Here is a 25,970-nt window from a genome sequence, read left to right on the forward strand (position 1 = left end):
AAAATGAAATGGTTTAAATGGTTTGTGCTGGCCTTTGCGGCCGGCTTCCTTCTCCCCCATACTTATGGTTCGCTTCTGCTTGCCAGCGTTTTGGATACCAAGAGCACTTACGACGGCATGACCATGACCGATGCCATTCGAACTTACCATGTGGCCAACACTGTGATTGTGGATGAGTTCTTTTTAAGGCCCCTGTTGGACCCGGATTTTGCAACGCTTGGTTATGTTAAATATCCGGACCCGGAAACGGGCTGCGAAAAAAATGTGTCCACTTACTGTTTGGCTTTGGCCTTGGATGAGAACCTGGTTCAATTTGAAATTTACTTGAGAAAAAGCCAGGATGCCTTGGATTTTGGAACGGCGGAAGAAGGGAGCGAACAGCCCCTCTCCTTGAACGATGCCTTGCAAGAAGCCACCTCACAAAGAACCGTGGTGGATCAACAAATCTTGCTGGCGGAAGAGAGCATCGATTTAACTTTGGCCGTGTACAACCAGGTGCAGTTGGTTTACCCCGTGCACAGCGAAATGCTGAAGTTGATTGGAAACCTGGATGATTACCGCGGGAATTTGGGGGAAATTCGGGACATCGTGGAAAAGTATCCTTCTAAATTTAATGGAGCGAGCACCGCTCAATGCCAATGAAAAAATTCTTTTTATTCGGAATTGGATTGGTTTTGAGCCTTGCTGCCGGCATGTCGGTAAGCCGGGCTTTGGTTCCCAATGAAGACGATTTGCTTCAGCAAATTTTTGAGGAGGCGGGCATTGAGATGAGTGAAAAAACGGATGCGAAAGAACTCGAAAATTTGGCGGCCAACAGTGAAGCGCCTTTTTCTGGGCTCTATCTTTTTATGTTACAAAATATTGTGCAAGGGCCACGGGATGCGGCGGCCGTTGAGATCGCGGAGCGCTTTAAATACACGGAAGATGAAATCAAAAACATTGTTTTGGAAGGCAGCGTGGAGCCCATCATCGACAAACAGCGAGGAGAAGCTTCGGCGGTTCAATCCCAAGAAGTGGTGGATCAAATGACGGCAGCCGTCACCCAAGGGGATGCGGATTTTGAGACCTTTCTTTCCAGCAATAGTTTTAGCCCCGTCACCGAATCTTATCTCCGTTGGCATTATCAAACCTATGAACGCCCCCCCCTTCCCTCCGAAATCGGTACCGTGCTCAGCAATGATTTTGTGCTCAAAGAATTCACCGCCATTGGCGATGCTTATGATGATGAGCTTCAATTTCAGGAAGACAACCGGCGCTTGGCTTACGAAACCTTGGCCAGCGAAATGTTCTTCAATAATGATTTGGGCGATTCCGCCAATATCGACATTTTGTACGATTTGGATTTGATCCATTATCTTTTGTTTGGCGACTTCATCACCTACCCCGATCGCAGCGGAGGTTCTGTGGATTTGGCTTCGGAGGAAGCGCTTCAACTTTTCCCAGAGCCGAGCGCAGAGGGCTCTGAGGAAGAAGCCGTGGTGGTTTTGGCGGAAGAGCCGGCAGAAGCTCCGTTCAATCCCTATGCGTGTTATGCCGATGAAGGCCTCACGGAGGCACTCGATTCCTTCGCTACCAATCCCCCGGATCTTGGTTCAGCGCTCCCGGAGCCTGAAAATTCTTTTAATTATGAGATTCCCGGACGAGATGGCACGGGCGGCGAGGATGGCAGTGGCGGCAGTGCCGGCACACTTGATGGCGCAACCGATGGCGAGGCGGGTGGGTCCGGTGGCAGTGGCGGAACGGAGAATCCTTATGCTGTGGATATTGGCGCGGCCTTTGAAGCTTTGGATGCTTTCCTCCTCTCTTTGGAGATGAAGCCGGGAGATTGGATGCGCACGCTGCCCTGCAGTGGAGTTTTTTGTATCGAAATTAAATTCATCCCCGAAACCAACGACCCCGAAGTGGATACGGAGCGCATGCAGGCGGATGATTTTGAGCCGACTGAGAACTGCGTCGCGTGCCATACCGCTTATATAAAAGAACGGCTCACCGAAACCATGAGCAAGAGCTTGGTGCCCAGCAAAATCACTAAGAATTGGTTTGAAGATGCCACTTGCAAGGATGCCGGCTATCACATCAATTTGGACCTCAATGTGTATGCCATTAAAAAGCCCATAGACTTGGATACCGGAGACACACTGGACGACAAAGCCGGTGAAGAAATCGATGAATTTAAAACCCAACTTTTTGGAATTGCGGGCATCCCTCTTCCGGATGGCTCAGGTGGAATTTTGGGCAAGAGCAAGAGTGAATCGGAATGTGAGAGCCTTTTGAATATTGGAAAAATGGTGGGGACGGAACGCAAGATCGACGAACTTTTGGGAAGTTGCCAGAAGGCTGCCGACAGTAATGTGGCCGAGCTGCAAGAAGTTTTTGATGAATTCGTTTATAATATTCATTCTCAAACTACCAGTGATTTGTTCTCTCAAGTTTCCAGCGAGCTCTACAGCATGCTTCTCTATTTCCAAAACTTTCAGGGAAGCTTGGAAGCCACCTACCTCACTGAACAAGCCCCTCTTTCCGTTCTCATTAATAAAGAATACTGCCAATGAGATTTCCTACTAAAATTCTTTTTTCATTTTTCCTCCTCGCTGGGCTTGGGCTCTCCGCTGCCGCTGTGCCCGCTCAAGCTCTGGAGATTCCAGAAGGTCTGGAAAGTTTGGCGGAGCCCCTTTGTCCGGGGGCTTGGGCGGACTACTATGGCTTTGTGCTGACCGTTCGCAATGAAGATACGCGTCAACAAACCTTCAAAGATTTGTTCACCGTCGGGTACTGTCAACTGTATGATATTTTGGCCTTGGAAGAGGAGTTGGACAATACCCGTGAGCGCTTCCGTGCCGCGGCTTTTGCCTGCCAAGATACCCAAGCGTACAAAATCGACTACCACCGCATTCTTATGGAGCAACATTTCATTAGAAACATCCAAAATGAGCCCTCGGATGTGATCAATGTAAAAGATGCGGAACTTTATGAGGAGCTTAAAGAAGAACGACTGAGTGCCTTGCAAAGCGAGATGCTCGATGCTTTTGTTGTGGAGGAGAAATGGTTGACTGAAGGAGATTTCGAAGATCTTTTTGCGAGCTGGACGGAAAAGTACGATGACCGCATTGGAGATTATAGCCAATGTGAAGAAGGTTCCTGGTCTCAGATCCGTGAAACTGTTGAAGAATTTCAAGAAACGATTGATGAACTTCAAGTCGATGTTAAAAAGAGAGAAAATCTTAATTTTAAAGATAATTTTTCCCTCAGCACCAGCGATTTGGAAAAAGAATTTGAAAACTTAAGATCCACCGGGGACAGCGCCCTGCACGGTTGGGAGTACTACAAGAACCTCGTGAGTCTTGAAAAAATTGAAGTGGATCCTGCGGCAACGGTGAGTGACCTCACAAGTTCCGGAGATGTCTTTACCTTTGGCTCTGCTCTCGACCTTTTGCAAGAAGATATTATAAGGCAAGAGATTGAGGCGCAGCAGGCGGAGCGAAAAGCTCGTTATGCTTTGCTTTATGGAGAAGGGGGTGCGGCGGCCGCCACGGATATGCAGGCCATTTTGGATGCACTCAACCAAAGCATCGCCGCCTCCAATACCAAAGACCTCCCCGCTATTTTGGATCGAGTCGCTAAGATCTACGATATGCAGTGCAACTAACGAGATAAGAGTGAGAATACGGTGTGTTTGCCGGGATTCAGTGCCGGTTTTTTCTTTGCTTTTGCTTGCAGTTCCACCGATTCCCGTGCGAGGTTTAAGTCGACCATGCAGTAAGGACACAAGTCCTTACGAAGAGAAATCAATTTACCACAGGAGAAACAGTTGAAGAGCATGGCGGGGGGAGAAGGGGAGAATTAATTGGTCTGGCTTTGGAGGAAATCGTTCAGGTCTTCTTCACTGATTCTGTACACTCGTCCAAACTTCACGCTTTTGAGTTTCTTGCTCCGTATGAACTTCAATACGGTCAAGTGGTGGAGCTGTAGGGCTTCCGCGACTTCTTCGGGGGTGAGGAGCCGCTTGATCATTCGACTTAATTAAACTTAACTTAGGCATACTTTATGCTCTCTAGTTTAGCTTTGCAATGTTTTTGTGTAATTTTGCTAATTTTATATTGATAAGTTTAATATAGTGATGGTTTATACTATTTTGTTCTGTTTTAGTTGGTTTTATTTAATTCTATTTAATTTTGTTTAATTAAGCTTAAGCCTCTGTGGCCGACCTATAGAATCATCGTCACCCCCCTTGCATAAAAATGGCTTTTGGGTACAATCCCCTCCTATCTATAAAAAATAAGCCTATGCCTAACACTCCCCCCACCCCCGAAGACGACCGTGCTTATGTTGCGGCGGTCAGAGCAGCACTGCTCACTGCAATGAGAAGGACTGAAGCTAGCTTCTCTACTCTTGCTGCCAACCCATCAGATATGGATGCCTTGCTTACGATGCACACAGCAGTGAGGGCTGCCTTAGATTCAGGGGATTTCAATACCTTGTGTGGTTTTGTGAGTCCAAATAGTAATTTCACTGACTGCGGCAGCCTTCAACTTTATCTTGATGCATTGAGAGATACGGGGCGGGTCTGAAATCTCTTTGCTCTAAAATACACCAGCCAATAGCTCGCTATAATGGCGCCCACTCCAATCAAGAGGGTTTTTTCTTCGGAGGTAAAAAGCAGGAGCACGCAAAGAAAACCAATCGCCAGGGTTCTTCCCACCCAAATCAGAATATCTCGGTAAACCAAGCCCGGATAAAAAGAATGATCCCCGGTGAGCCTGTCCATGGTTTGCAAATCAATAACATGTTCGGACACTCGGTAAATGGGAGACACCACGGTGAGTACAAGGGAGAAGACGATGAAAAATGCGGGAGAACGATCCCAGAAAAAGAGCAGACCAAAGCTCAATGAAAGCAACAGCACGGCGTAAAAAAGAATCGTCACTCGGTTTCCCTCATGCCTTTTATGCGACAAAAAAAGCAGGGTTAAAATAGAAACTCCGCCCACCACGGTCTGTAAAACCCCGATGTTGAGTACGGTTTTTAAGGAGAGCAAAGACAGTGCCGGGATCAGAGTGCTCCGAAAACCCCACGGGAGCCCGCCGGCAAGAATATAGGCGCGAATCGGCCTCAAGTTGGGCGCAAAGAAAAGCCTTTTCCATTCTCTGTGCGGAATCCGCTTGGGCGTGTATTCGGGCAGTTTAAATAAAAAGGGAAATGAGCAGAGGTAAACAAAGGGCAGAAGCCAAAATAGAATTTCAAACGACTCCAAATGGAAAACATACTCCGACAGATAGAAACTCGCCGTCGCGATCAAGGGCGATAGAATCGAAAAAATCTGCGTGCCTAAGCTAACCATGGAAGAATAAAAGTCCCGATTTTTATCGGTGGTGGTCAACATTTCGTAACTGTGCACGCCCACCCAAAACATACCAAGCCCCAGCCCGTTGAAAGCTGCAAACAAAAGGAGGTGACTGAAGTCTCGTGGGAAAAAGAGGAGCAATAAAAAGGAAACCGTATAAATAGTGAAGGCGCGTAAATAGTTGTAGCGAAGCGAGATCTGCCGCTGCGCCACCATGTATCCCCACCCCGAAAATCCCAAAGCCACAAAAAAGAAGAAGACTAGGTTGTAAAGCGCCAAGCTGAATAAAGATTGAGTGAGCTCGAATACAAAAATATTTATAAAAAGCCCGACAATGATTTGAGAGAACTCGTAGATCCAATACAAATACACCATCGCCCGAGTGGAATCGGGTAAGACGCGAAAACGATGAAGAGTTTTAGTGAGCATGCTTTCCTTTAAATCCCCATCTTCTTGAGCCATTTGCCGGTGTAGGAGCTTTTGTGTTTGGCGACTTCTTCGGGAGTTCCGCAGGCCACCACCTCTCCTCCCCCATTTCCGCCATCCGGACCCATATCGATCACATGATCGGAGCATTTAATAAGATCGAGGTTGTGTTCAATCACAATCACGGTGTTCCCGGTGTCCACGAGTTGCTGCAGCACTTCCACCAGTTTTTTAACATCATCAAAATGCAGACCGGTGGTGGGTTCATCCAAGATATAGAGTGTTTTTCCCGTGGAGCGCTTGGAAAGTTCAGTGGAGAGTTTGATCCGTTGCGCCTCTCCCCCGGAAAGGGTGGTTGCGGACTGGCCCAAGTGGATATAACCCAAGCCTACTTTTGAAAGCGTTTCCAGTTTGGTCTTAATGGCGGGGATGGCATCGAAAAATTCTAAACACTCATCCACTGTCATGTCCAAAACATCCGCGATGTTTTTGCCGCGGTAGGACACTTCCAAAGCTTCACGATTGTAACGACGGCCCTTGCAGGATTCGCAGGGCACATAAATGTCCGCCAAAAAGTGCATCTCAATTTTCTTGAGCCCGTCTCCTTCACACACTTCACAACGGCCTCCCTTCACATTAAAAGAGAATCGGCCCGCCTTGTATCCACGAAGGCGCGCTTCTCCGGTTTGTGCAAAGAGCTCACGAATTTCCGTGAAGACTCCGGTGTAGGTTGCGGGATTGGAGCGAGGGGTGCGGCCAATGGGAGACTGATCAATGTTGATGATTTTATCGAGTTGTTCAATCCCACGAATTTCACGGTGAGCTCCGGCCAAAGCCTTGTTTCTATTGATCACCGCCGCCACTTTTTTAACCAAGATTTCATTCACCAAAGTGGATTTTCCGGACCCGGAAACTCCCGTCACGGTTGTGAAAGTTCCCAGGGGGAATTTTACATCGATGTTTTTTAAATTGTGTTCGCTGGCTCCAAGAATTTCCAATGATTTTCCGTTTCCTTTTCTGCGTGTTTTTGGGAGTGGAATTTCTTTTTTCCCGGAAAGATATTGCCCCGTCATGGAATTTTTGTTGGCCATGATTTCTTTTGGGGTTCCGGCGGCCACCACTTCTCCTCCGTGCTTCCCTGCCCCCGGTCCAATATCCAAAATATAATCGGCACTCAGCATGGTATCAATATCATGTTCCACCACAATCACGGTGTTTCCGATGTCCCTTAAAGTGATGAGTGTTTGGATGAGTTTTTCGTTGTCGTTTTGGTGAAGTCCAATGGAAGGTTCATCGAGTACATAGAGCACTCCCACCAAGCGGGATCCAATTTGGGTGGCCAAGCGAATGCGTTGAGCTTCTCCCCCGGAAAGGGTGTTGGCGGCACGATCCAAGGTGAGATAAGAAACTCCCACATGATTCAAAAATCCGAGCCGAGAATAGACTTCCCTCAATATGGGTTCCGCAATCATTTTTTGCATTGAGGAGAGTTTGAGCTCCTTAAAAAAAGCTTCGGCCTCCGCAATGGAAAGATTGGTGACATCGGCGATAGACTGTTCTTGAATGGTCACGGCGAGCATTTCGGGCTTGAGCCGTTTCCCCTCGCAAGAAGGACAAGGCAAGATCCTCATGAATTGTTCAATTTTCCCACGGACATAGTCGGAATCCGTTTCCAAAAATCGTCGTTCCAAGTTGGGGATTACTCCTTCAAACTTGGTTTGGAATTCTCCTTTGGAAAGGCCATCTCCGGAATTCATTTTTACCGTGTAACGATCCTCTCCCGTTCCGTACATCACTTTTTGGATCTGTCCTTCGGTGAGCTCTTCCACGGGAACATCCACAGAAAATCGATATTTTTTTGCCACTTCTTCCAAAATGTTGTTGTACCACGAGAGATGTGAACTTGTGGCGGACCATGGCAAAATGGCACCTTCCGAAAGGCTGAGTTTTTTATTGGGGATCACCAGTTCCGCGTCGATTTCCAGTTTGGTTCCGAGTCCGTGACACTCTTCACATGCTCCGTGTGGGCTGTTGAATGAAAAGTTTCTGGGTTCAATTTCCGTGATGCTCACTTCGGGGTGATCTTCACAAGAAAAAGTTTCGGAGAACTTTTGTACTTCTCCCGTCTCGTTGTCCAAAATCATCATCACCCCCTCCCCGTGCCGTAAGGACATTTCCACGGAATCGGCAAGACGGGTGAGATCGGGGTTGGGACCCTCTGTTTTTTCAAATTTTTTAACGGCGAGGCGGTCCACCACAATTTCAATGTCGTGCGGCTTGTTTTTATCGAGCTCCGGAAGTTCCACAATGGAGTGCACTTCTCCATCCACTCGCACACGCACAAAGCCTTCCTTTTTAATCTTATCAAAAACGGCGGTGTGCTCGCCTTTTCGTCCATGCATCACGGGAGCGAGCAAAAGCACTCTGCGCCCCTCACCCATTGTAACCACATGATCCACGATTTGGCTGGAGGTTTGCCTCACAATGGGTTTTTTGCATTTGGGACAATGCGGAGTTCCCACTCGTGCGAATAAAAGTCTGAGGTGATCATAAATTTCCGTCACGGTTCCCACGGTTGAGCGCGGGTTGCGAGGCGCTGTTTTTTGATCAATGGAAATGGCGGGGGAAAGTCCTTCAATGGACTCCACATCGGGTTTTTCCATCACTCCCAAAAATTGCCGTGCGTAGGTGGATAAAGATTCCACATAACGCCTTTGTCCTTCCGCATAAATAGTGTCAAAAGCCAGGGTGGATTTTCCTGAACCCGAAAGGCCGGTGATCACCGTGAGTTTATCGCGCGGGATCTCCACACTGATGTTCTTCAAATTGTGCATCTTCGCTCCTTTGACTTTGATGCTTGTTGCTTGCATAGGAAAAAACCTGATTATATATAAATCTCGGCCGAAGGAGTTTAACAGTCAAAATAGATTAACGCAAGGTTCATGTTGGTGACTGCTCACAGACACTGCAGATTTGAGAGGGCCGGGTGTCTTTCAGACAACGGGAGCCCTTATGTTGTCTTCAAAACACCCGGCCCTCCACTCCCAGTGTTGTGAATGTCACAAACCTGAGTGGTGAACTTTTCTGAGAGCTTCTGAGTTTTCTCCCACCAAATGACCGTAAGCCTTTAAATTCTCTTTTTGTTTGAAGAGGTAATCGAGGAAGGAATATCCGAAAACCAAGAAAGGGATCATGAAGAAAGTGAGATTCATTTCGAGCATGATGTTGAACGCTCCGTGAAGCACCACGGCAATGAGGAGCCCTTCGGTCACCTTTTCAGTGGCAAAAACTCGATTGGCTTTAAAATGAAGGATGCGGTGAATGGCGCGGACAAACCAAGTTCGATTCTTCCGTTGTTCCTCGGACCAAATGGGCTCCGCAAAGTAGGCGACTCCATAAAAGTATCCGAAAATTCCCGAGAATAGAATGTGGGCGAAGGTAGAAAAGATGGCACGGAAAACAAAAGACACTATCAAAATTTCCGTTCCTTGATAAGTCCAAATGTAATAGAAATAAAGAATGTTCTCCACAAAGGCGAACCCAAGCGCGGAAATAATTGAAAATTCAATCGCGTCGTCAATGTTGCGGAAAAATCCATGATCCGCGTGCCGTACTACAAGGTTTTTCATGTATTCCTCAATCACCCCCACAAACATGAATGCCAAAAGAGTGCCTACCGGTAAATAGAGGTAAGGCGTGAAATCAAAAAGGTCCGCTTGAAAGTTGTTGGTGTAGTTGAAAACATTGATTTGCGGCAGATACTGCCAACTCCATTTATAAAGCAAAATGGGCACTACGGCCGTCATCCCCAAAAGGAAAGTCTGTCTGGCTTTTGGCCTATACACGGGGTCTTTTCGGTAGAAAATAAAGCCCCAAATGATGGCGGGAAAGGCGGCAAGCAAGATGGTAACCAAGAGACGCATCAGGTTTAATTAGGGCTCAATTCATCTCTTTATTATACCATATATTCTCCTATGCATCAAGCTGTTAGTGGCCCGTTCCCTTGTTTTGTCTCCTTGTTTTATTAAAATTCCCACATCCTATTTCCCGCTCACCATGAAAAAATTTCTCGTTAAAGACTACATGAAAAGCAAGGTGGTTTCTTTGAAGCCCGAACAAACCGTCAAGGAGGCCCTTAAAACCATGATTCAGCATAAAACCAACGGTTTGGTGGTGGTGGATAAAAAGAATAAAGTCGTTGGGATTTTGTCCAGTTGGGATATTATTGCTTATCTTGTTCCGGACTATCTGGAGGCCGATAAGCATCTTGCCTCTTTTGAATCGGGAGATGTTTTTGCAGAACGCGTTCAAGAGATTAAAGCCGACCCCGTGAAAAAATTCATGTCAAAGCATGTTCACACTATTCGAACCGAACACAGTTTGATGGAGGCCGCTACACTGCTTTCTGAATTTCAAATTCGTCAATTGCCGGTGGTTGATGACAAAGGCTACCTCATCGGTTACTTAAACCGCACCGACATCAAAAAGGCGATGGGTGAGGTTCTTCATTTAAAAAAATAACACCCATCATGAATTCAACTCTACTCATCGCTGTCCTTGTCTTCGTCACTACTTATGTGCTCATCATCTCCGAGAAAGTGCATCGAACGGTGCTCGCCTTGGCTGGTGCTATTTTGATGATCTTACTCGGGGTTGTGAATCAGGAGGAGGCCCTGCATGGAGTGGATTTTAATACTTTGGGATTGCTTATTGGGATGATGGTGATCGTAGGAATTGCGAAAGATTGTGGGATGTTTCAGTTTGTGGCCATCTGGGCATCCAAGGTCGGGAGGGGTAAACCTTTGCCCATCTTTATTTTGCTGGGACTGATCACTGCTGTGTTTTCCGCTTTCTTGGATAATGTGACGACTGTTCTTTTGATGGTTCCCGTGACTTTTGTGGTGGCCAACAACTTGAAGATAAACCCCATGCCCTATCTTATTTCGACCATTCTTTTGTCGAACATTGGAGGGACGGCCACGCTGATTGGAGACCCTCCCAATATTTTGATTGGAAGCGCGGCTAAAATCCCTTTCAATGATTTCTTGATCCACTTGGGGCCGGTGGTTGTGATCGTTGCCGTGGTTACCATTGGCCTTTTGGTGCTTTGGTATCGAAAATCCTTGGTTGCCACCAAAGAAGCTCAGGCGAGCATCATGCAATTTGTGCCCAAAGAGGCTTTGACCGATCGCCCGCTTCTCATCAAATCTTTGTTTGTTTTGGCCCTGGTCTTGCTTGGATTTTTCACCCACAGCATCACGCACTTGGAGGGTGCCACCATCGCGCTCGGAGGTGCCGCCTTGCTTTTGCTTTTAACCATGAATGACCCGGAGCATCATTTGAGAGATGTGGAGTGGACAACCATCTTCTTCTTTATTGGACTTTTTGTACTGGTGAGCGGTCTGGAATCTGTTGGCGCTATTGAATATCTTGCCGGACTGTTGATTGAAGTCACGGGAGGTGAACCCGTTCCCCTCACTCTTTCGGTGCTCTGGGGTTCTGCGGTGTTCTCTGCCGCTATCGACAATATTCCTTTTGTGGCCACCATGATCCCTCTTATTCAAAATATTGGTGAGATTTCCACGGTGGACACCGGACCTCTCTGGTGGGCACTGGCTCTTGGGGCCGACATCGGAGGAAATGCGACCATTGTGGGAGCGTCCGCCAATGTGGTGGTGAGTGGAATGGCCGGAAAACATGGTCATCGCATCGGCTTTGTGCCCTACATGAAAGTGGCCATGCCCATGACTTTTGTGGCTTTGGTCATTTGTACGATTTACATCAGCCTGCGTTACCTCAGTTAGTCGCACGGCTGAGCTCGCCTTCTTCCACTCGGTACACCTGAATGTGAGGCAGGTTTTTGAGGTGTTCCAACGAAGTGGTGGTGAGGATGCATTGGTAGCTTTGCAGGAGTTCACCAAGCTTTTCTTGGCGCTTTTGATCGAGCTCGGAGAACACATCGTCCAAGAGCAGAAGGGGTTTTTCGCCTGTTTTTTCTTCGATGTAATGGAGCTCCGCGATTTTGAGCACCAGGACGGCGCTGCGTTGTTCCCCGCGGGAGCCGGAGTCGGCCAAGGGTTTTTCGTCTAAAAAGAGTGTGAAGTCGTCTCGATGCGGGCCAACGGAGGTGGAGCCGTTTTGGATATCGTTGCTGCGATGTGCGAGGAGCCTTTCTTCATAGCGGTCTTTGCTGCAATGGCTTTGGAGGGACAGTGTTTTTCCCGGACCCGCGATGGAATGGTAATGCTGCTCCAAATCCTTTTTCAAAAAGTCTAAAAAGGCCTCGCGCTTTTCCCAAATTTTAAGGGCTTCTTCGGTGAGGCGAATGTCCCACAAATCCAGTTCCCACTCCTGCGCTCGGCCCTGCGCCGTGCGTTTGAGCAGGGCGTTACGGTGATTCAAAATGCGTTGATAGTGTGTGAGCGCCTCGACATAGTCTTTGTCCACTTGAATAAGCATCCGGTCGAGGTATTGGCGCCGTGCATGTGGGCTGCCCGTGACCAAATCCAAGTGATCCGGCGTGAACAGCACGGCTCTCAGTGAACCGAGGAAGTTTTTGGGGGCCACCCACTTGGATTGTTTTTTTACTTTTTTGGCTTCAGGGTCGCGTTGTAAAAATACTTCGAGTTGGGTTTCCTTGCCCTTGCGTTCGATGCAGGCGCGAATGCGGCCGTGCGGGCGATCCCACTTGAGGGTTTCCAGGGCTTTTACCGCACGGAAAGATTTCCCAAGTGCAAGAAAGGCGATGCTCTCCAGGAGGTTGGTTTTGCCCTGAGCATTGAGGCCCACCAGAGCGGTGACGGGCGCATCCAAGTTCAGCTCCAGATCGTCGTAATTGCGAAAATGTTCCAGCTTAAGCCATTTGAGTTTCATCGTTGGCAGTTTAGGGAGTTTCGCGCGTTTGCACAACAATCTATTTGACGGATCAAGCCCCACTCGATTAGTCTAAGCCCACTTATTTAGCCTTTTCTATGAATCAAGAAGAACTCTCTCATATGCGGCACTCTTTGGCCCACCTTTTGGCCGCGGCCGTTATGGAATTGTGGCCGGACACCAAACGCACCATTGGGCCCGCCATCGACAATGGGTTTTACTTTGATTTTGAATTCAGCCAGCCCATTACTCCTGAAGACTTGCCAAAGATCGAGAAGAAAATGCGACAAATTTTGCCCACTTGGACCTCGTTTGAGCGACATGAACTCAGCCCGGAAGACGCTAAAAAGGAATATCCGGGGAACGAGTTTAAGCACGAACTGATTGATGAATTTTCGGGTGAAGGGCAGTCGTTGTCGTTCTACAAATCGGGGGACTACTGGGATCTTTGCCGAGGAGGACATGTGGAAAACATGAAAGCGGATATCGACCCCAAATCTTTCAAACTGCACAAAATTGCGGGCGCTTACTGGCGTGGAAGCGAAAAGAATCCTCAGCTCACTCGTATTTACGGGCTTGCCTTTGAAACGGAGCAAGAGCTGGCCGACTACCTCGCAATGATGGCGGAGGCAGAAAAACGCGACCACCGAAAACTTGGGAAGGAGCTTGAGATTTTTATGCTGAGTGAAGAGGTTGGCGCCGGACTTCCGCTCTGGCTGCCCAACGGAGCGATTATTGTGGAAGAACTCGAAAAACTGGCGAAGCAGGTGGAGTTTGATGGCGGATACAGCCGTGTGCGCACCCCCCACATCACCAAGGGCACGCTCTACCACAAATCCGGGCACTTGCCTTACTATGCGGAGACCATGTTCCCGCCGATGGTGATGGACAATGAAGAATATTATTTGAAGCCGATGAACTGCCCGCACCACCATCTTATTTATGGCAACAAGACGCGCTCGTACCGGGATCTCCCCATTCGTCTTGCCGAGTATGGACACTGCTACCGTTATGAAGACAGCGGGGCTCTGTTTGGACTGATGCGTGTGCGATCCTTGTGCATGAACGATGCGCACATCTACTGCCGCCCGGATCAATTTGAAAGCGAATTCATTAAAGTGATGGAGCTCTACAAAAATTACTCCAAAATTTTCGGCATCAAAAAAATGGTGATGCGTCTTTCTTTGCATGATAAAGAAGGTCTTGGAAAGAAATATGTGAATGAGCCGGAACTGTGGATCCAAACGGAGGAACAGGTACGCCAAGCCATGCTTAAAACAGGTATCGAATTTGTGGAAGCTCCCGGCGAGGCTGCGTTCTACGGGCCCAAGATTGATGTGGAGGTGTGGTCTGCGATTGGTCGCGAATTCACGCTCGCCACAAACCAACTGGATTTTGCCGTGCCCAAGCGCTTTGACCTGACTTATGTGGACAGCGATGGACAAGAAAAAACACCGCTTTGTGTCCACCGCGCTCCTTTGGGAACGCACGAACGCTTCGTTGGATTTTTGATTGAACATTTTGCGGGAGCTTTTCCCACTTGGCTCTCACCCGTACAGGCTATTGTGCTTCCGGTTTCCGATAAATTTTTGGACTACGCGAAGGAAGTGGAAGCGGCCCTTAAGGCTGCGAATGTGCGCGCCGAAACCGATGACAGTGCCGAGAGTTTGGGTAAAAAGATCCGAGGTGCCGAGAAGCGAAAAATTCCTTGGCTTTTGGTGGTTGGCGAAGCCGAAGTGGCTGCCCGCACCGTGGCGGCGCGAAGCACTCACACTAAAAAACAAGAAAACTTTGCCTTGGACACTTTCGTAAAACAGATCGCCCACGAAATCGCGGACCGCGCACTCCCTCCCGAACCGGAAGAGGCCGCTTAGTGGTGACCACCACCACTTTCTCCACCGCCGCCCCCTTCTGCAGGTTTCTTATGTGGCCTGTTGTCCACATCCACTCCCTGCGCGCGTTCGAGTGCGGAGGCGCGAACATGATCGGCCTCGTGCTCGGCATCGTGAAGCGCCTTGGTGTAGTCCGCGAATACGGCTCCCTTAGCTTTGGCTTTTGCCTGGGCTTTGGCAATGTTTTCGCGGTGGTCTTGTTGGAGTTTTGCCACCATGGCTCCCAAATTATCTTCCTTGGTTTGGTTCACCGCATACTCCAAATAAGGAGCTATTCTTTTGTATAAATCATCAATGCCCTTTGGTGGATCTCCATTCCAAATTCCATACTGGCTTTCCAAGGCATTTATAATTGCCTTCGCATCGTCATCGGTCCGAATTTCATCATTGACCATTTTTTTGATCAAGGGATAGCTGGAATCGAAATCCAACATAGTCAAATAATCCGCTACTCCCTTCACAATGGCTCCGGTTCCTTTTTCCTCCCGGGCAAATACCTTGCTGTAAATTCCGCTTGTTCGTGGCGGCTTTGCGGCATCCGAGGGTTCCAGACGGAACATTTCTGCCCCCTTGTAAGCCCTTCTGTTCAAGACTCCTTCGTAGGTTAAGAACTGAGACGCAAAACGAACCATCTCCAGTTTATTTTGTTTTGGCTCCCTCCCTGCGTAAAGCTCCCCGTACATGTCGAGCCAAAATTCATTTCCCGTGGCCAAACTCATCAAACCGGTCTTAGGCATACCGTAACCTCCCTGGGTCTTTTGAGTGAGCATATCTTTCACTCGTTCTATGCCGAGGTAACCCGCGAGCATCGGCGCGTCATCGTGATCCACACGGTGGGATCCTTGAGACAAGGTCTTTTCAAACCGTTCTTGAACCGTGGTGTTGTACATCACGGATTTGTGCATGTAGTAGTCCCATGTCGTTTCGTTTTTTGCATAGGCCGCCGCTTCCTTAATGTCATCGATGGTGGGTCTATCTCCACGGCCAACCCCCGAATCAAACCAGTCGAAAGGTGGGTAGGTGTTGTTGGTATCAGTGGTGTTCACTCCACGGTCGAAAGGCAAAAGGCCACTGGAGATACCCAAAACCAGGAATCTCATACGAGCCTCCCCTTTCATCTTTCCTTGAGCCACTGCATAACGGATGATGGACTCAAATTTAATGGGGTCCGCGGTGGAAAAGTGCTTACCGGCATGGTGGTCGGCCTCATACTGGTCCAGGATCCGTTGAGCCTCATTCACCAAGGCCCCGGGTTCGGCGGCGATGCCTCCCCAGTTTTTCTCGTACTCTTTCATTTTGCTCTCGTACGAAGAAGCATTGGTGTTTTTGAGCGACTTGAAGGCTTCAGAATCCCTGTAAATATAGATATAGGCCTGACGCATCTTTTCTTCGGAAGAAGTGAGGTTCTTTTGGTGCCAGTATCTGTCTTCCGAAATTTTGACGGTTTTTTGCCAGCGATTGAGCTGTTTGAAGAGCCAGGGTGCATAAAAATCCACACGCCCTCGTTTGGCCAAAATATTCAAACAGGCTTTGAATTCAAAGCGGTCGATGGTTTCCGCCGCCAAGTGCATCAAGTGCTCGGTGTTGAAACTGTCGTATCCTTTTTCAATATCCCCCACACGACCGTGTTCCGCGTGCTCCGCCTCTTGCGCTCCATTCGGATGCAATTCCGTGAGCGACTTGATCATCTGATTGTTGGTCGGATTTGGAATATGGGTGAGGATTTTTGTGGCATCTCTTTGCCAGTATCCCGCTCCTCGCTTGGCTTCCGTCTCCACATTTCCCTTCACCGTTTCCGTAACGGAGTGCCAGAAATGTCCCAGCGTTTCGAAGGGGTTGATCATGACGACATCTCGCGTGGGTCGCCCCGTTCCCTCATTTAGGCTCGTCCTAAAGAGACGCATGTTCTCAAGCGTTTCTGTGAGTTGGACTTCCCCAAAATCCTTGTAACTCATGATCTTTTCTCCCACTCCCTTCATCCCCTCCAGGAGAGTGCGGGCGACGGCGCGGCGTTCCGCCGTGGACATGGGGGCTTTTTTCAAAAATTCCAATTGCCCTTTGAGTCCCCGTGGGACAACCATTTCCCCTCCCTTCGGGCCAAAGGTGACCACCCCTCCAATGCTATCAGGCTTATCCGTTTCAATTCCTTCCTCACTAAAGAAAGCATCTCTAATGGCGGCCTTGATGTCTTCGTGCTTCTCCAATTCCCCGATCTGTTCCTCCACGGTCTTGAGCTGATCCTCCCACCACTTGCGCTCTTGATCCTTGGTGCTTTTGATCTTGCGTTCTATTTCTGTTTTTAAACTGGCGGCTTCCGTTTTTACCTGGCCGACGATGGCTTTAAATTTGTCGATCTCTGCATCGTTCATGTCCCGTGCTATTTGGCCCTGCAATTTCGTGAACTCCTCTTCCAATTTTGCATCGGTGAGGTCCACAAAGTCTCCGTCTGCATTCACCTCTTTCCCTTCCCCAAATCTCACGAAATCTTTGTAGGAATCTTCGATGTTGTTCGCCATGTTCCACCACTTATTGGCGTCTTCGAAAAGCACCTTTGCGGGAGACTCTCCGTTCGGGAATTCCAAACTCCCGTCATCGATGTCTGCAAGGTTTTTCTCCTTGAGCTGTTCCGTGGCCGTGGTGATGTACTCTATCCACGAGTCCCGTACATCTTTATAACCATTGGGAGGATTGTCCAGCCACTGTTTTTTGATGTGATTGAGTCGAGCCGTGAGGTTCTCTTTTATTGTGGCATCCATCAACTCTGCTTGAGCTTTTCTTTCCGCCACAAGTCTGGCGATCATGTCGTCCACTTCTTTTATGGCTTTGCCTCTGTCGAGATTGGCCTCGTTTTTTTCTTCTTCACGAAGCCTTTGCTTGACACTCTGTTCCATCCCCGGCAACTGCTCTGCAACCTCGAGCAGTGTTTTGTATTTCTGCCTGAGCTTGAAATGGTAGCGATTCTTCTTAAAATCCGCTCTATTCCAGTTTTTATCGTTCCCAAGCTCTTTGCGTTCCTTCACCAAATCCTGGAGGGCGTTTTGGGTTCCATTGTAATCGCGCAGCAAGGCCACCCAGTCGGCGTGAATTTCCCACCGTTTATCGGGGTCGTAGGGCATTTCCCCCGGAAGGATAGTCCTTAATTTTTTTGAAATAGTCCCTTCGGTTTCTTCACCGGACTCTGTGGGCTCACCCGGACCTTTTGGAGTGGCAAAGCACAACAGTTCTCTTCCGAGGAATGGATTTTTTTTGTACGGAACCGAGTTGTGTAGGCTACAGATTCTCATGGGGGTGGGGTGATGCTGCCCTCTCGTGGGCGAGAGGAGGGAGTAGCTCAACTTCTTGAGCGGACTCTCCCCTCACAATCACCGTCCATGGTTTTCCGACCGTAGGAGGGTGATTGTAGCATCTGTTTTTATTTTTGTAAAGTTAGGTGTTTATTTATAGTCTTATAGCGTTGAGTTGCCTTTGCATTTCTTCCAATTGAGTGACGGCTGTGTTCACCCGCGCAAGCAGGGCTGCATTGGCTGCGACTGCCGGGTCTCTTCGCAAATCTATGGCATTGGTCACAGCTGTGTTCACTGCGTTTCTTGCTGTGGTTAAGCTTTGATTGTCCTGATTGGTTTGAAGGGTTGTTGTTGCGTTTCTTGCCGCAGTTACATTTCCATTCAGAGTGGTTACGGCTGCATTTCCCGGAAGCGCAGCAACCAGTGCGGCCACTTCTGTGCTCAATGACGCGGTGGTGGGTACAATAAGGTTCACTACCGCAGGAATGGCGGCGGCCCCTTGTGCAGCGCCCGCTTGGCTCTGTTGTCCGGGAGCGTTGGTGCGGTTCAATCCCACTGTGCTGCCGTCCAGCCTATTCAAAATGGCATCCATGGCGGGTTTGTTTTCGAATCCAAGTTGCTCGGCAGTGAAGCCGCTGTTTTGTAAGAGGTCACGGATTTGAGTCAAATTGAATCCGGCGAGTGTCCTTGCATCCCCACTCGTGAGGTTACTTTGAAGATTTTGAAGACCTCTATCCATTCTGGTTTTTGCGTTGTTGTCTTTGGAGCTTCTCACGATGTTTCTGAGTTGGCTCAAAAGATCGTGAGTTTGAGTGTAATCGATATCTTGGCCACTGGTGATGATGGCTCTTGCCGTGTTGTAGCTGGCGGCGGGGTTTGTGTTTTCCACACGGCCCAGCGGATTCATTGGGATCCCAAAGAAGGTGGCATCTTGGGGTAAATTGTTGAGCTGGTTTGTGAGTAAGATATCGTTGTTCACAAGGTTCATGGCATTGCTGAGTCCCATTTTAATGGCTCCAGCAGAAACTTTGGTTTCCGCGTCTTCTCCCGCAACAGAGATGGGAACGGTGGGAAGAACGGTGGGCAGTTTGATGAGGAAGTCTTTGACCTGGCCTCCAAAGCTTTCGATGCCGGAGACGATGCCTTGAGCGTAAGTTTCGTTGGCGGCGGCGAAGACTCCGGTCCACACAATAACGATGCTGGCGAGGGCGATGATGAGTTGAGGAAGGTCGTTGATGCCGGAGATGAGGAATTCTGTGGAAATCACTTCGTCCACCTTAAAGCCTCCTCCGTCGAGGGCGGCGTTGCCGGTGAGTCCATCCCAAGCGGCGATCATGATGTAGCCCAAGCTCATGGTGGCTCCAATGATAATGGGGGCAATGAGGTGTTTGGTGACTTTTCCCACAAAGTCCCCTCCTCCTCCGGCCCATTCTTTGATTTGAGGAACCACATACACAAGCACTGCTAGCGGAGAAAGGGCCAAGGCGACCCACAGCACCACCAAACGAGTGAGCAGCACAATGCCGAGCACCAAGTATGAAACCGCGAAGACCGCGTACATAACAATGGAGAACATGATGCTGATGGTGAGATCCGAGAAATCGGTGATGCCCTCCGGCTTGAGCAAAGAGAGGCTGCTGAGCCCACCCATGTTCACGGCCATCACTAGACCGATATTATTGGAGTTGAGATTTTGAAAATATTTTGCTTCCAGAACCCCGTCGAGACCGATGTAGTCTCCCGTTTCATCGTCCACGGCACAAAAGAGCTGGGTATGAATGGGGACATCTCCTATGTCTATGGCCGCGTTCCAGTAATCGGTTGGGGCTCCTGTGGTTTCGTCCACGGCTTTCCAACACACACTTCTTTCGAATTCATCTTTTACTGCGCTGAAATCGTAAGGAGTTTCGTCGGAGGCGGCCAGTTCCGGCAGCGCGAATACGGCGGTGGTGGCCACATTGGTGAGATCCAAAACCACCTTTCCGGCGATGAAGGTGAAGTTGACCAAAACGAGTCCAAGCACAATTTTGGGCAGGGCGGTTTTGAGGGCCAAATCTCCCTCTCCTCCTCCAATTCCAAGCACATTGTAAACGGCCACGGCCAGGAGCACGAGCACAAAGGCAATGTTCACCAGGTCTCGCACGGGGATCCAAATGCCTTTGAGCCTATCTTCCATTCCGGGTCCCAAAATGAGGTCTGTGTCCATTAAATCTCCAATAATAAGGAGGAAGGGCCAGAGCAGCATGTTGATGAAATTCATTCCTATGGAAACCATTGACGCGATGGATTGCTCCACCGTTCGTTGGACTTCACTTGCGTCCATGGCGTTTGTGGCTTGCGCGTGCTCAGGGAGGAGGGAGAATCCCACCACCACCAGAGCCAAAAGCAAGATTGGTTTTATAAATTTTTTCATGAAAAGAGGGTGAGATGGGTGACAAAGGCGCTTGATCCGGCAAGACCGGCGAAGGCCGCTCCCGTGATTCCGGCAGCGAGGCCGGCACCTTTGGCAATGGATTTCTGATCGGCGGTCCAGCGGTCTTTTTTGGCTTGCTCGGCTTTTTGAGTTTTTTTCTTTTGAAATTGCTCGGCCGCTTGGAGTATGGCGAATTGTTTGTACCTCTCCAGTTCTCGCTCTTGCGCTTTTTTTCGTTCCTCGTTTTGTCGGGCAAAATGCGCGGCGGCGGCAGCTTGAGTCACCGTGGCGGAGGCTTGTACCCCTTGAGGGGCGCTGGCTTTTGCATGGGTGAGGGCCGCCGCTTCTTTCGCTTGTTCTTCTTGAGACAAGGCCTCCAACTGAGACAAGGTGTCTAAGATGCCAAGAGCGCCGATGGCCACTGCCGCTTCTTTGGCGGCCTGGGCTTTGGAGGGATCCTCTCCTTCCACAGAAGAGATTTTTTGCATCTCTGTGAATTCGGGTTTTGCTTCTCCATATTTCTCGGGGAGCTGAGTCTCCGGGATGCGCTCGCTTCGCTCGCGCCCACCTTTGTTGATCTGCTCATACACCAAGGGCAGAGCGGGATCTTGATCTACCTCCACTTCCACCGAGAATCGGGAACTGTCGTCTTCCAAGGCCGTTCCATTTCGGGCGACCTCTATATGCACCACTCCCTTTTCTATCGTGGCATTTTCCACTCGCCACAGCTGTTTCTCGGATTGATTTTGTACACTGAAACTTTCTTTCAAAACTTTTACGCTGTGCAAAAGGGTTTGCCCCTCGATCACTTCACTGAGCTTCATGCTGGAGCTTACGAGGGTTGGGGACAGGATGGTGGTGTGCAAAGGAGAAGCCTCTCTGGCCTCTTTTAGGGTGAGGAAGTGGTCGAACTTGGGCCCTCCGCTTCGCTCCGGGCCCTCGTCGCTACTCACCAAAAGCAGCTGTCCTCGTCGTGCCAGATTTTTTAATTGTTCCTTTTTCTCCTCGGTTTCAGGGCTTTGTTCCACCAAGTCGAGCAGTTTTTGCTCCACTTCCAGGGCCAAATCTTCGCTGATCCGCTCGGTTGCTTCTTCCGAAGTCCACAGAGCATTCTGGTTTTCCTCCTGCGATCGTCTCAAACGGTCGGCATAGACCGGGTCAAAACTTATGTTTTTCCCTTGGGCCGCGAGGTCCATTTGCTGGGCGAACTGTTTTTGTGAATCGAGATAGAGCATATAGAGTTGTTGCCGCTTACGCCGGCTTATATTCAAAAAATTCCAACGGAGTGAAGTTCAGCGCATTGAGGCCCTCTTCCTTCCGGAGGTCTTGGATGACCCCCCTCTGGAGATCGGGATTATCGGGCATTCGTCCGGCATTTTCACCTGCAGTTGAAGAAAAGTGCATGGCCCAATCTGCCATTTTTTCTTCCAAAAACTCTTGTTTCCCCCACAAATCTCTAAACTCGGGGGGGAGATCTTCTCGAGTTTTAATGCCGATGTCTGCAAAAGAAATGGGCACCCTTTTCTCCAAAGAAGCGGCCTTTTTGGCTTTGTAAACCTGCATGATCCGTTCTGCAAAGGTGCCGTAGAAGTGCATTTCACGGTAGTAGTGCGTGAGTTCTTTCTTAAAATCATCATCATAAGCACTGAGTCTGTCGTCTTTTGCCTCGTTTTTATCTCGAACCACTCGGGCAGCCATTTGTTCCGGTGTGGACACCATTCCTCCAAATCCTCCTGATGCCTGAAGTCCCACGCCCATCTCGGCGATACCGAGCCAGATCATGGGATTCAGCGGAATATTTGCAGGATCCGTGACATTCATGGCCACATTCATCCCCACGGTCATGGCTCCGTTTACGGTGAGCAAGGCGGACCCAATCCCCTTGAGGGTCAGGAGGGAGCGCGCATGATTTTTGTGCCCGTAACTGCTGTTTTCGTAGTGAGCGGCGGCGCGAATGGTTCTTTGTTTCGCTTGGTCTTCCTTGAAGGCTCCCATCTGTCGGCTGCTCACTTGGCTGAGTGCCGCCTCGAGGACTTCTCTGTCTTTTTTGTTCTTGGTGACGGCCAATTTCTCGTTCAAAACCGCTGCGGCTTGTACCGCACTGAGGAAGTCAGCCCCCACCATGGTGATGATCTGCTGTTCAAAATGTGGAAAATTCTTTTCCTGTGCCATTTTTCTGGCCAGAGTCAGGTGATATTTTTTAGGAAGGGCGGCCATAACCAGCGACACATCGTTGTTTTCTCCCGGTTTGGCGTTTGCTTTCATGCTGCGGATTCTATCCAGGAGTAGTTTGAAGTCACCCTCTTCCGGTTCCTCCCCCTTGGACAGTCTTGTGAGCAAAGGCATGAGGTCGGGGGCAAAGCCTCGGCCCAATGCTTCGAGATAAGACTCCTTCATCTCCGGCGGAAGGGCTTGATACACCAGTTGTTGCACATCGATTCCCTCCACCATGCTCATGAGTTTTCCGAGCTGGGCCAATTCCACTGGTGTGGAAACCATTTTCTCTCCGGGATTCACGGCGGATTGGTGGACATCCGCCAGTTCCAGCATCAAGTAAGCTCGTTGTTGAATAAAGTCCAGTACTTTTTTTTGCGTGTTGATTAAATCCAGCTTGTCTAAGCCAAGAATCTCGCCTCTCTGCCCCGAGTGGATGCTTTGAATTTCGTCGGTGAGCTGGCTGGTTTTTGATCCCAATACCGCCTTGATGCGGTTCTCCGCAGCCATGGCATATTCTTTGGATTTACGGGTAGACCATGCCATTTTCTCGTTCACGGTTTGATCCAAGGCTTTTACAGCCTCTTTTTCGTTTTCTTTCAGTTCACCGGTGATGTTTTCTTTTCCTGGCATGGTTTAGTTGAGACGAAGAATACGAACGATGGCATCCAAAAGTGAAAGCTCTTTGCTCTCCTGTTCTTGAACCTGAGTGGCCAGAAATTGGCGCACCAAGCTGGGGTTTACTCCCATGAGGGGGATCACCACTTCCGGTCGGGATTTTTTCTTGGTCATCAGGTGCAGTTCATCGGTGTGGGGAGGGTTGTGGAGCACCGCAAAACCCTTCAGAGCGCTGTAAGGCATGCGAAGCACTCCAAATTTTACCCCGTAAGGTGAGAGGATAACCTCCACAGCTTTTGGTTTTTTTCGGTGTTCCAAGATCAGAACCAGAGGCAGAACCACAAAAACCACCATCATGCTGATGGAATGAGTCCAGTAACCGTACGCCACCAGGCTTGCACTGATGAGAATCAACAGGGTAAACCAGAGCCATCCTCGCGCATAGCGCACAAATTCCGGAGCCATCCACCCCAAAACCACTTCATCGAAGGCTTCTGGAGCAATAGGTTCATCGGACGGATTTTTATCCTTTTCGGTTGCCATACGCGATTTGTTTTTATTTTTATCTAATTATCTTAGCACAAAATCAGGTTTTTTACAACCTGCTGTGCCTGGAAGACCGTTTTGTGACTTTATCCTTTTCTCGTGTAGGGGATCAGCGCCATTTCTCGAGCGCGTTTAATGGCTGTGGACAGCTGTTTTTGCTGCTTTAAGCTCACTCCGGTGTAGTACCTTGGCACGATGCGGCCAAACACGGAGAGGTAGGCTCGAAGTGTCGCGATGTCCTTGTAATCGATGTATGCAGGGAGCACCGGTCGAGGGGTCTTCTGAATTTTTACTTTTTTAGTCATTGGGTCGGTTTAGGTTAGAACATGTTATCGTCATCGATGCTGGCGGTGAGATCACCGGAAGCAGCCGGAGCGCTGCCCTCATCTGCGATCATTTCAGGTTCGCCGGTCATCATTTGGTCTCCAGCTTCAGGCACAAAATCGTCTCCTTCCCCATCCTTGCGCTTTTCAAGAATAATCATGTCTTGGAGCACAATTTCTGTGCGGAAACGGCGAGTTCCATCTTCCATGTCCCAGCTTCGAGTTTTGAGGTACCCCTCAACATACACGAGCATTCCTTTTCGGAGATGATCTCGGCAAATTTCAGCGAGCTTAGCCCAAGCCACACATTCGTGGAATTCGGCGGAGCTGCGTTTTTCACGGCTGCTGGTGGTCCATTGACGGTTGGTGGCAAGACCAAGGGTCACAATGGATTGACCACTGGTGGTGGTCTTGAGTTCGGGATCTCGAGTGAGATTTCCGATGAGAATCACTTTGTTTACACTTCGCATAAAGCAAAATAAGGTTAAAATTAAAGGTCTTTATCCTCAATGATCGCCTTGAGCGATTCATCGAGTTTCTCTGTTGAAGTTTCGGCAGATTCTGCGGGAGTCTCTGCACCTTGAGTCGCCTCTTTGTCCCCTGCACTTCGAGTCTTGCTGCGGGGCTTTTCGCTGCGGGTTTCATTGCGGCCCTGTCCCCCCACTTTTTTAGAAAGTTCCTCGGCAGGAGAGCTGAGTTTTGCAGATTTTCCGGTGGTCGCGAGTTGATCGTAACGCAAGAGGGTGTAATCGTCGGGCACTTTGCTCGCCATGAATCGAATCACCCCTGCTTGCAGGTTAAGATCCTTTTGGATGGTGGGAAGTCCTTCCGGTTCTCCTTCAAAATTCAGCACGGCATAGTAGGCCTTGCGGTTCCCTTTGATCGGATACGCCATTTCACGCATTCCCCATAAATCTTCGTCCACCACGGTAAAACCATTCTCCGTGAGAATGCCTTTGACTTCTTTTAGATTTTTTTCGATTTCTTTGTCCGTTTGTTTAGGACTCAGAATCACCATGAGTTCATATTTCATCTGTTTGGATAGGTTACCTCAGGGCTACTGTAGACCCGGAGGACAAGATAAAAGCGGCTGGAGATTAACATGGGTTTTGGCCGGAGGCAAGCGAATTTAATTGATCATGGAAGAGCAGTAGTTGGGAGAGGCCATGTATTAGCGACTCTTCACCTCGTCAACTCCCGGCAAGCTGTCCCAGAGCATGTCCCAGAGGGCGCTGTGCATCTCAAAGATGTGGTGGTTTTCGATGATGACGCCGATGAGGTCGTTCTCCACATAGGTCAGGTAGGAAACTTTGTCGTCGTAGATGTTCATTTCAATCGAGAAAAAGTGGGGCTTGGCACGAGGATCTTGAGCGGGCAGCCATTTGTAGCCTTTGTGGGATTTGGGCGAGTAGGACCCGCTTTCATAAACCTTGTGGGCAAAGGGCGTTTCCAGGAGCAGGGAGCGCTTGGTGAGATGGGGCTTCGTGGTGGTGACGAGTTTTTCGCGAGCGGCCACATATTCGTCGTTCACTTCTTTGATGTGCTCGAACATGGCGTCGATATTCGCAAAATCCTTGAGCTCGGTTTTGGAGGTGAGCGTGTCGAAGAGCACCTTGCGCACGCCTTCAATGCCACGAAAGAACTTCACACCCGGCAGATGCTTGTTGGAGCTCATCATGCTTTCCAGCTCCGGCAGAATTTTTTTGAGCGCGCCGAGGCTTTTTTTGGACTCGTTTTGCTGGCGAACGAGGCGGCTTTCTAGATTTAAATAAAATTCCTCCGGGCTGACCGCGGTGTAGAGAGCGGTATTTTTTTCGAAGCGTTTGTGCACCATTTCCTCCTGTTCCAGCCGCAGCAAAATGTTTTGGATGCTGGTGCGCGGTTGCGCCATCTGGTACGCCAGCACGCTGGCCTTCTGCTCCCCCGCTTGGAGAAGCCGCAAATAAACGGCAATTTCCTTATCGTCGAGTCCGAATGTTTTAAGAGTTTGGAGGAGCATGATGCTGCCAGTTTAGCAGTGGAGTGGCCCTTTCGCAAGCA

The 25,970-nt window shown here is 49.3% G+C and carries 19 protein-coding genes and 2 pseudogenes; 6 read left to right on the forward strand and 15 right to left on the reverse strand.

Going from position 1 to position 25,970, the window contains the following annotated elements; genetic code table 25:
* Window positions 1–3: 3 nt before the first annotated feature.
* Genes WC777_00955 through WC777_00965 form a run of 3 tightly spaced genes read left to right on the forward strand, consistent with a single transcriptional unit; the run spans window position 4 to window position 3,646 of the window.
* On the forward strand, window positions 4–702 hold the full coding sequence (locus WC777_00955) for a hypothetical protein (GenBank protein ID MFA6023774.1): 699 nt from the start codon (window positions 4–6) through the stop codon (window positions 700–702).
* A complete protein-coding gene (locus WC777_00960; protein MFA6023775.1) occupies window positions 639–2,954 on the forward strand; it encodes a hypothetical protein in 2,316 nt (771 codons plus the stop codon). Before WC777_00955 ends, WC777_00960 begins: the two co-directional genes overlap by 64 nt.
* Complete coding sequence (locus WC777_00965; protein ID MFA6023776.1) at window positions 2,942–3,646, forward strand: hypothetical protein; 705 nt, start codon at window positions 2,942–2,944, stop codon at window positions 3,644–3,646. Before WC777_00960 ends, WC777_00965 begins: the two co-directional genes overlap by 13 nt.
* Here the strand turns inward: WC777_00965 and WC777_00970 are convergent.
* From WC777_00970 to WC777_00990, 5 genes and pseudogenes are all read right to left on the reverse strand, one after another.
* Window positions 3,643–3,819, reverse strand: coding sequence for a hypothetical protein (locus WC777_00970; GenBank protein MFA6023777.1), 177 nt, complete (start codon window positions 3,817–3,819; stop codon window positions 3,643–3,645). The genes WC777_00965 and WC777_00970 overlap by 4 nt on opposite strands.
* A gap of 21 nt (window positions 3,820–3,840) precedes the next feature.
* On the reverse strand, window positions 3,841–4,011 hold the full coding sequence (locus WC777_00975) for a helix-turn-helix domain-containing protein (protein ID MFA6023778.1): 171 nt from the start codon (window positions 4,009–4,011) through the stop codon (window positions 3,841–3,843).
* Window positions 4,012–4,531: 520 nt separating this feature from the next.
* Entirely contained in the window at window positions 4,532–5,803 is a 1,272-nt protein-coding gene (locus WC777_00980; GenBank protein MFA6023779.1) for an MFS transporter, read from the reverse strand.
* Window positions 5,779–8,637, reverse strand: coding sequence for an excinuclease ABC subunit UvrA (gene uvrA, locus WC777_00985; protein ID MFA6023780.1), 2,859 nt, complete (start codon window positions 8,635–8,637; stop codon window positions 5,779–5,781). The genes WC777_00980 and uvrA overlap by 25 nt, the downstream gene beginning before the upstream one ends.
* 324 nt (window positions 8,638–8,961) lie before the next feature.
* Window positions 8,962–9,690: pseudogene (locus WC777_00990) on the reverse strand (PrsW family glutamic-type intramembrane protease).
* 133 nt (window positions 9,691–9,823) lie between these two features.
* On the opposite strand from WC777_00990, the gene WC777_00995 reads away from it, so the two are divergent.
* Entirely contained in the window at window positions 9,824–10,288 is a 465-nt protein-coding gene (locus WC777_00995) for a CBS domain-containing protein (protein MFA6023781.1), read from the forward strand.
* Window positions 10,289–10,296: 8 nt separating this feature from the next.
* Window positions 10,297–11,571 carry an ArsB/NhaD family transporter gene (locus WC777_01000; GenBank protein MFA6023782.1) on the forward strand — a complete coding sequence of 425 codons (1,275 nt, stop codon included), beginning with the start codon at window positions 10,297–10,299 and terminating at the stop codon, window positions 11,569–11,571.
* A gap of 16 nt (window positions 11,572–11,587) precedes the next feature.
* Here WC777_01000 and recF read toward each other — a convergent pair.
* Window positions 11,588–12,640, reverse strand: a pseudogene (recF, locus tag WC777_01005) (DNA replication/repair protein RecF).
* A gap of 98 nt (window positions 12,641–12,738) precedes the next feature.
* Here recF and thrS point away from each other — a divergent pair.
* Window positions 12,739–14,514, forward strand: a complete 1,776-nt coding sequence (gene thrS / locus WC777_01010; protein MFA6023783.1) for a threonine--tRNA ligase — start codon at window positions 12,739–12,741, stop codon at window positions 14,512–14,514.
* On the opposite strand, the gene WC777_01015 is transcribed toward thrS, so the two are convergent.
* From WC777_01015 to WC777_01055, 9 genes are all read right to left on the reverse strand, one after another.
* Window positions 14,511–17,816, reverse strand: coding sequence for a hypothetical protein (locus WC777_01015; protein ID MFA6023784.1), 3,306 nt, complete (start codon window positions 17,814–17,816; stop codon window positions 14,511–14,513). The genes thrS and WC777_01015 overlap by 4 nt on opposite strands.
* 154 nt (window positions 17,817–17,970) lie before the next feature.
* Window positions 17,971–20,229 carry a hypothetical protein gene (locus WC777_01020; GenBank protein MFA6023785.1) on the reverse strand — a complete coding sequence of 753 codons (2,259 nt, stop codon included), beginning with the start codon at window positions 20,227–20,229 and terminating at the stop codon, window positions 17,971–17,973.
* A complete protein-coding gene (locus WC777_01025; GenBank protein ID MFA6023786.1) occupies window positions 20,214–21,464 on the reverse strand; it encodes a hypothetical protein in 1,251 nt (416 codons plus the stop codon). The genes WC777_01020 and WC777_01025 overlap by 16 nt, the downstream gene beginning before the upstream one ends.
* Before the next feature lie 16 nt (window positions 21,465–21,480).
* A complete protein-coding gene (locus tag WC777_01030; protein ID MFA6023787.1) occupies window positions 21,481–23,076 on the reverse strand; it encodes a hypothetical protein in 1,596 nt (531 codons plus the stop codon).
* A 3-nt stretch (window positions 23,077–23,079) separates the two neighbouring features.
* A complete protein-coding gene (locus WC777_01035) occupies window positions 23,080–23,604 on the reverse strand; it encodes a hypothetical protein (GenBank protein MFA6023788.1) in 525 nt (174 codons plus the stop codon).
* 89 nt (window positions 23,605–23,693) lie between these two features.
* Window positions 23,694–23,912 (reverse strand): 30S ribosomal protein S18, encoded by a 219-nt coding sequence (gene rpsR, locus WC777_01040; protein MFA6023789.1) that lies wholly within the window; start codon window positions 23,910–23,912, stop codon window positions 23,694–23,696.
* Between the two features lie 14 nt (window positions 23,913–23,926).
* Window positions 23,927–24,400 carry a single-stranded DNA-binding protein gene (ssb, locus tag WC777_01045; protein ID MFA6023790.1) on the reverse strand — a complete coding sequence of 158 codons (474 nt, stop codon included), beginning with the start codon at window positions 24,398–24,400 and terminating at the stop codon, window positions 23,927–23,929.
* A gap of 20 nt (window positions 24,401–24,420) precedes the next feature.
* Window positions 24,421–24,963 carry a 30S ribosomal protein S6 gene (gene rpsF, locus WC777_01050; GenBank protein ID MFA6023791.1) on the reverse strand — a complete coding sequence of 181 codons (543 nt, stop codon included), beginning with the start codon at window positions 24,961–24,963 and terminating at the stop codon, window positions 24,421–24,423.
* A 138-nt stretch (window positions 24,964–25,101) separates the two neighbouring features.
* Window positions 25,102–25,929: a helix-turn-helix domain-containing protein gene (locus WC777_01055; protein MFA6023792.1), complete on the reverse strand. Its 828-nt coding sequence runs from the start codon at window positions 25,927–25,929 to the stop codon at window positions 25,102–25,104.
* Window positions 25,930–25,970: the final 41 nt, after the last annotated feature.

It is taken from the genome of Candidatus Gracilibacteria bacterium (genome assembly GCA_041661045.1).
GTDB lineage: Bacteria > Patescibacteriota > Gracilibacteria > UBA1369 > 2-02-FULL-48-14 > 2-02-FULL-48-14.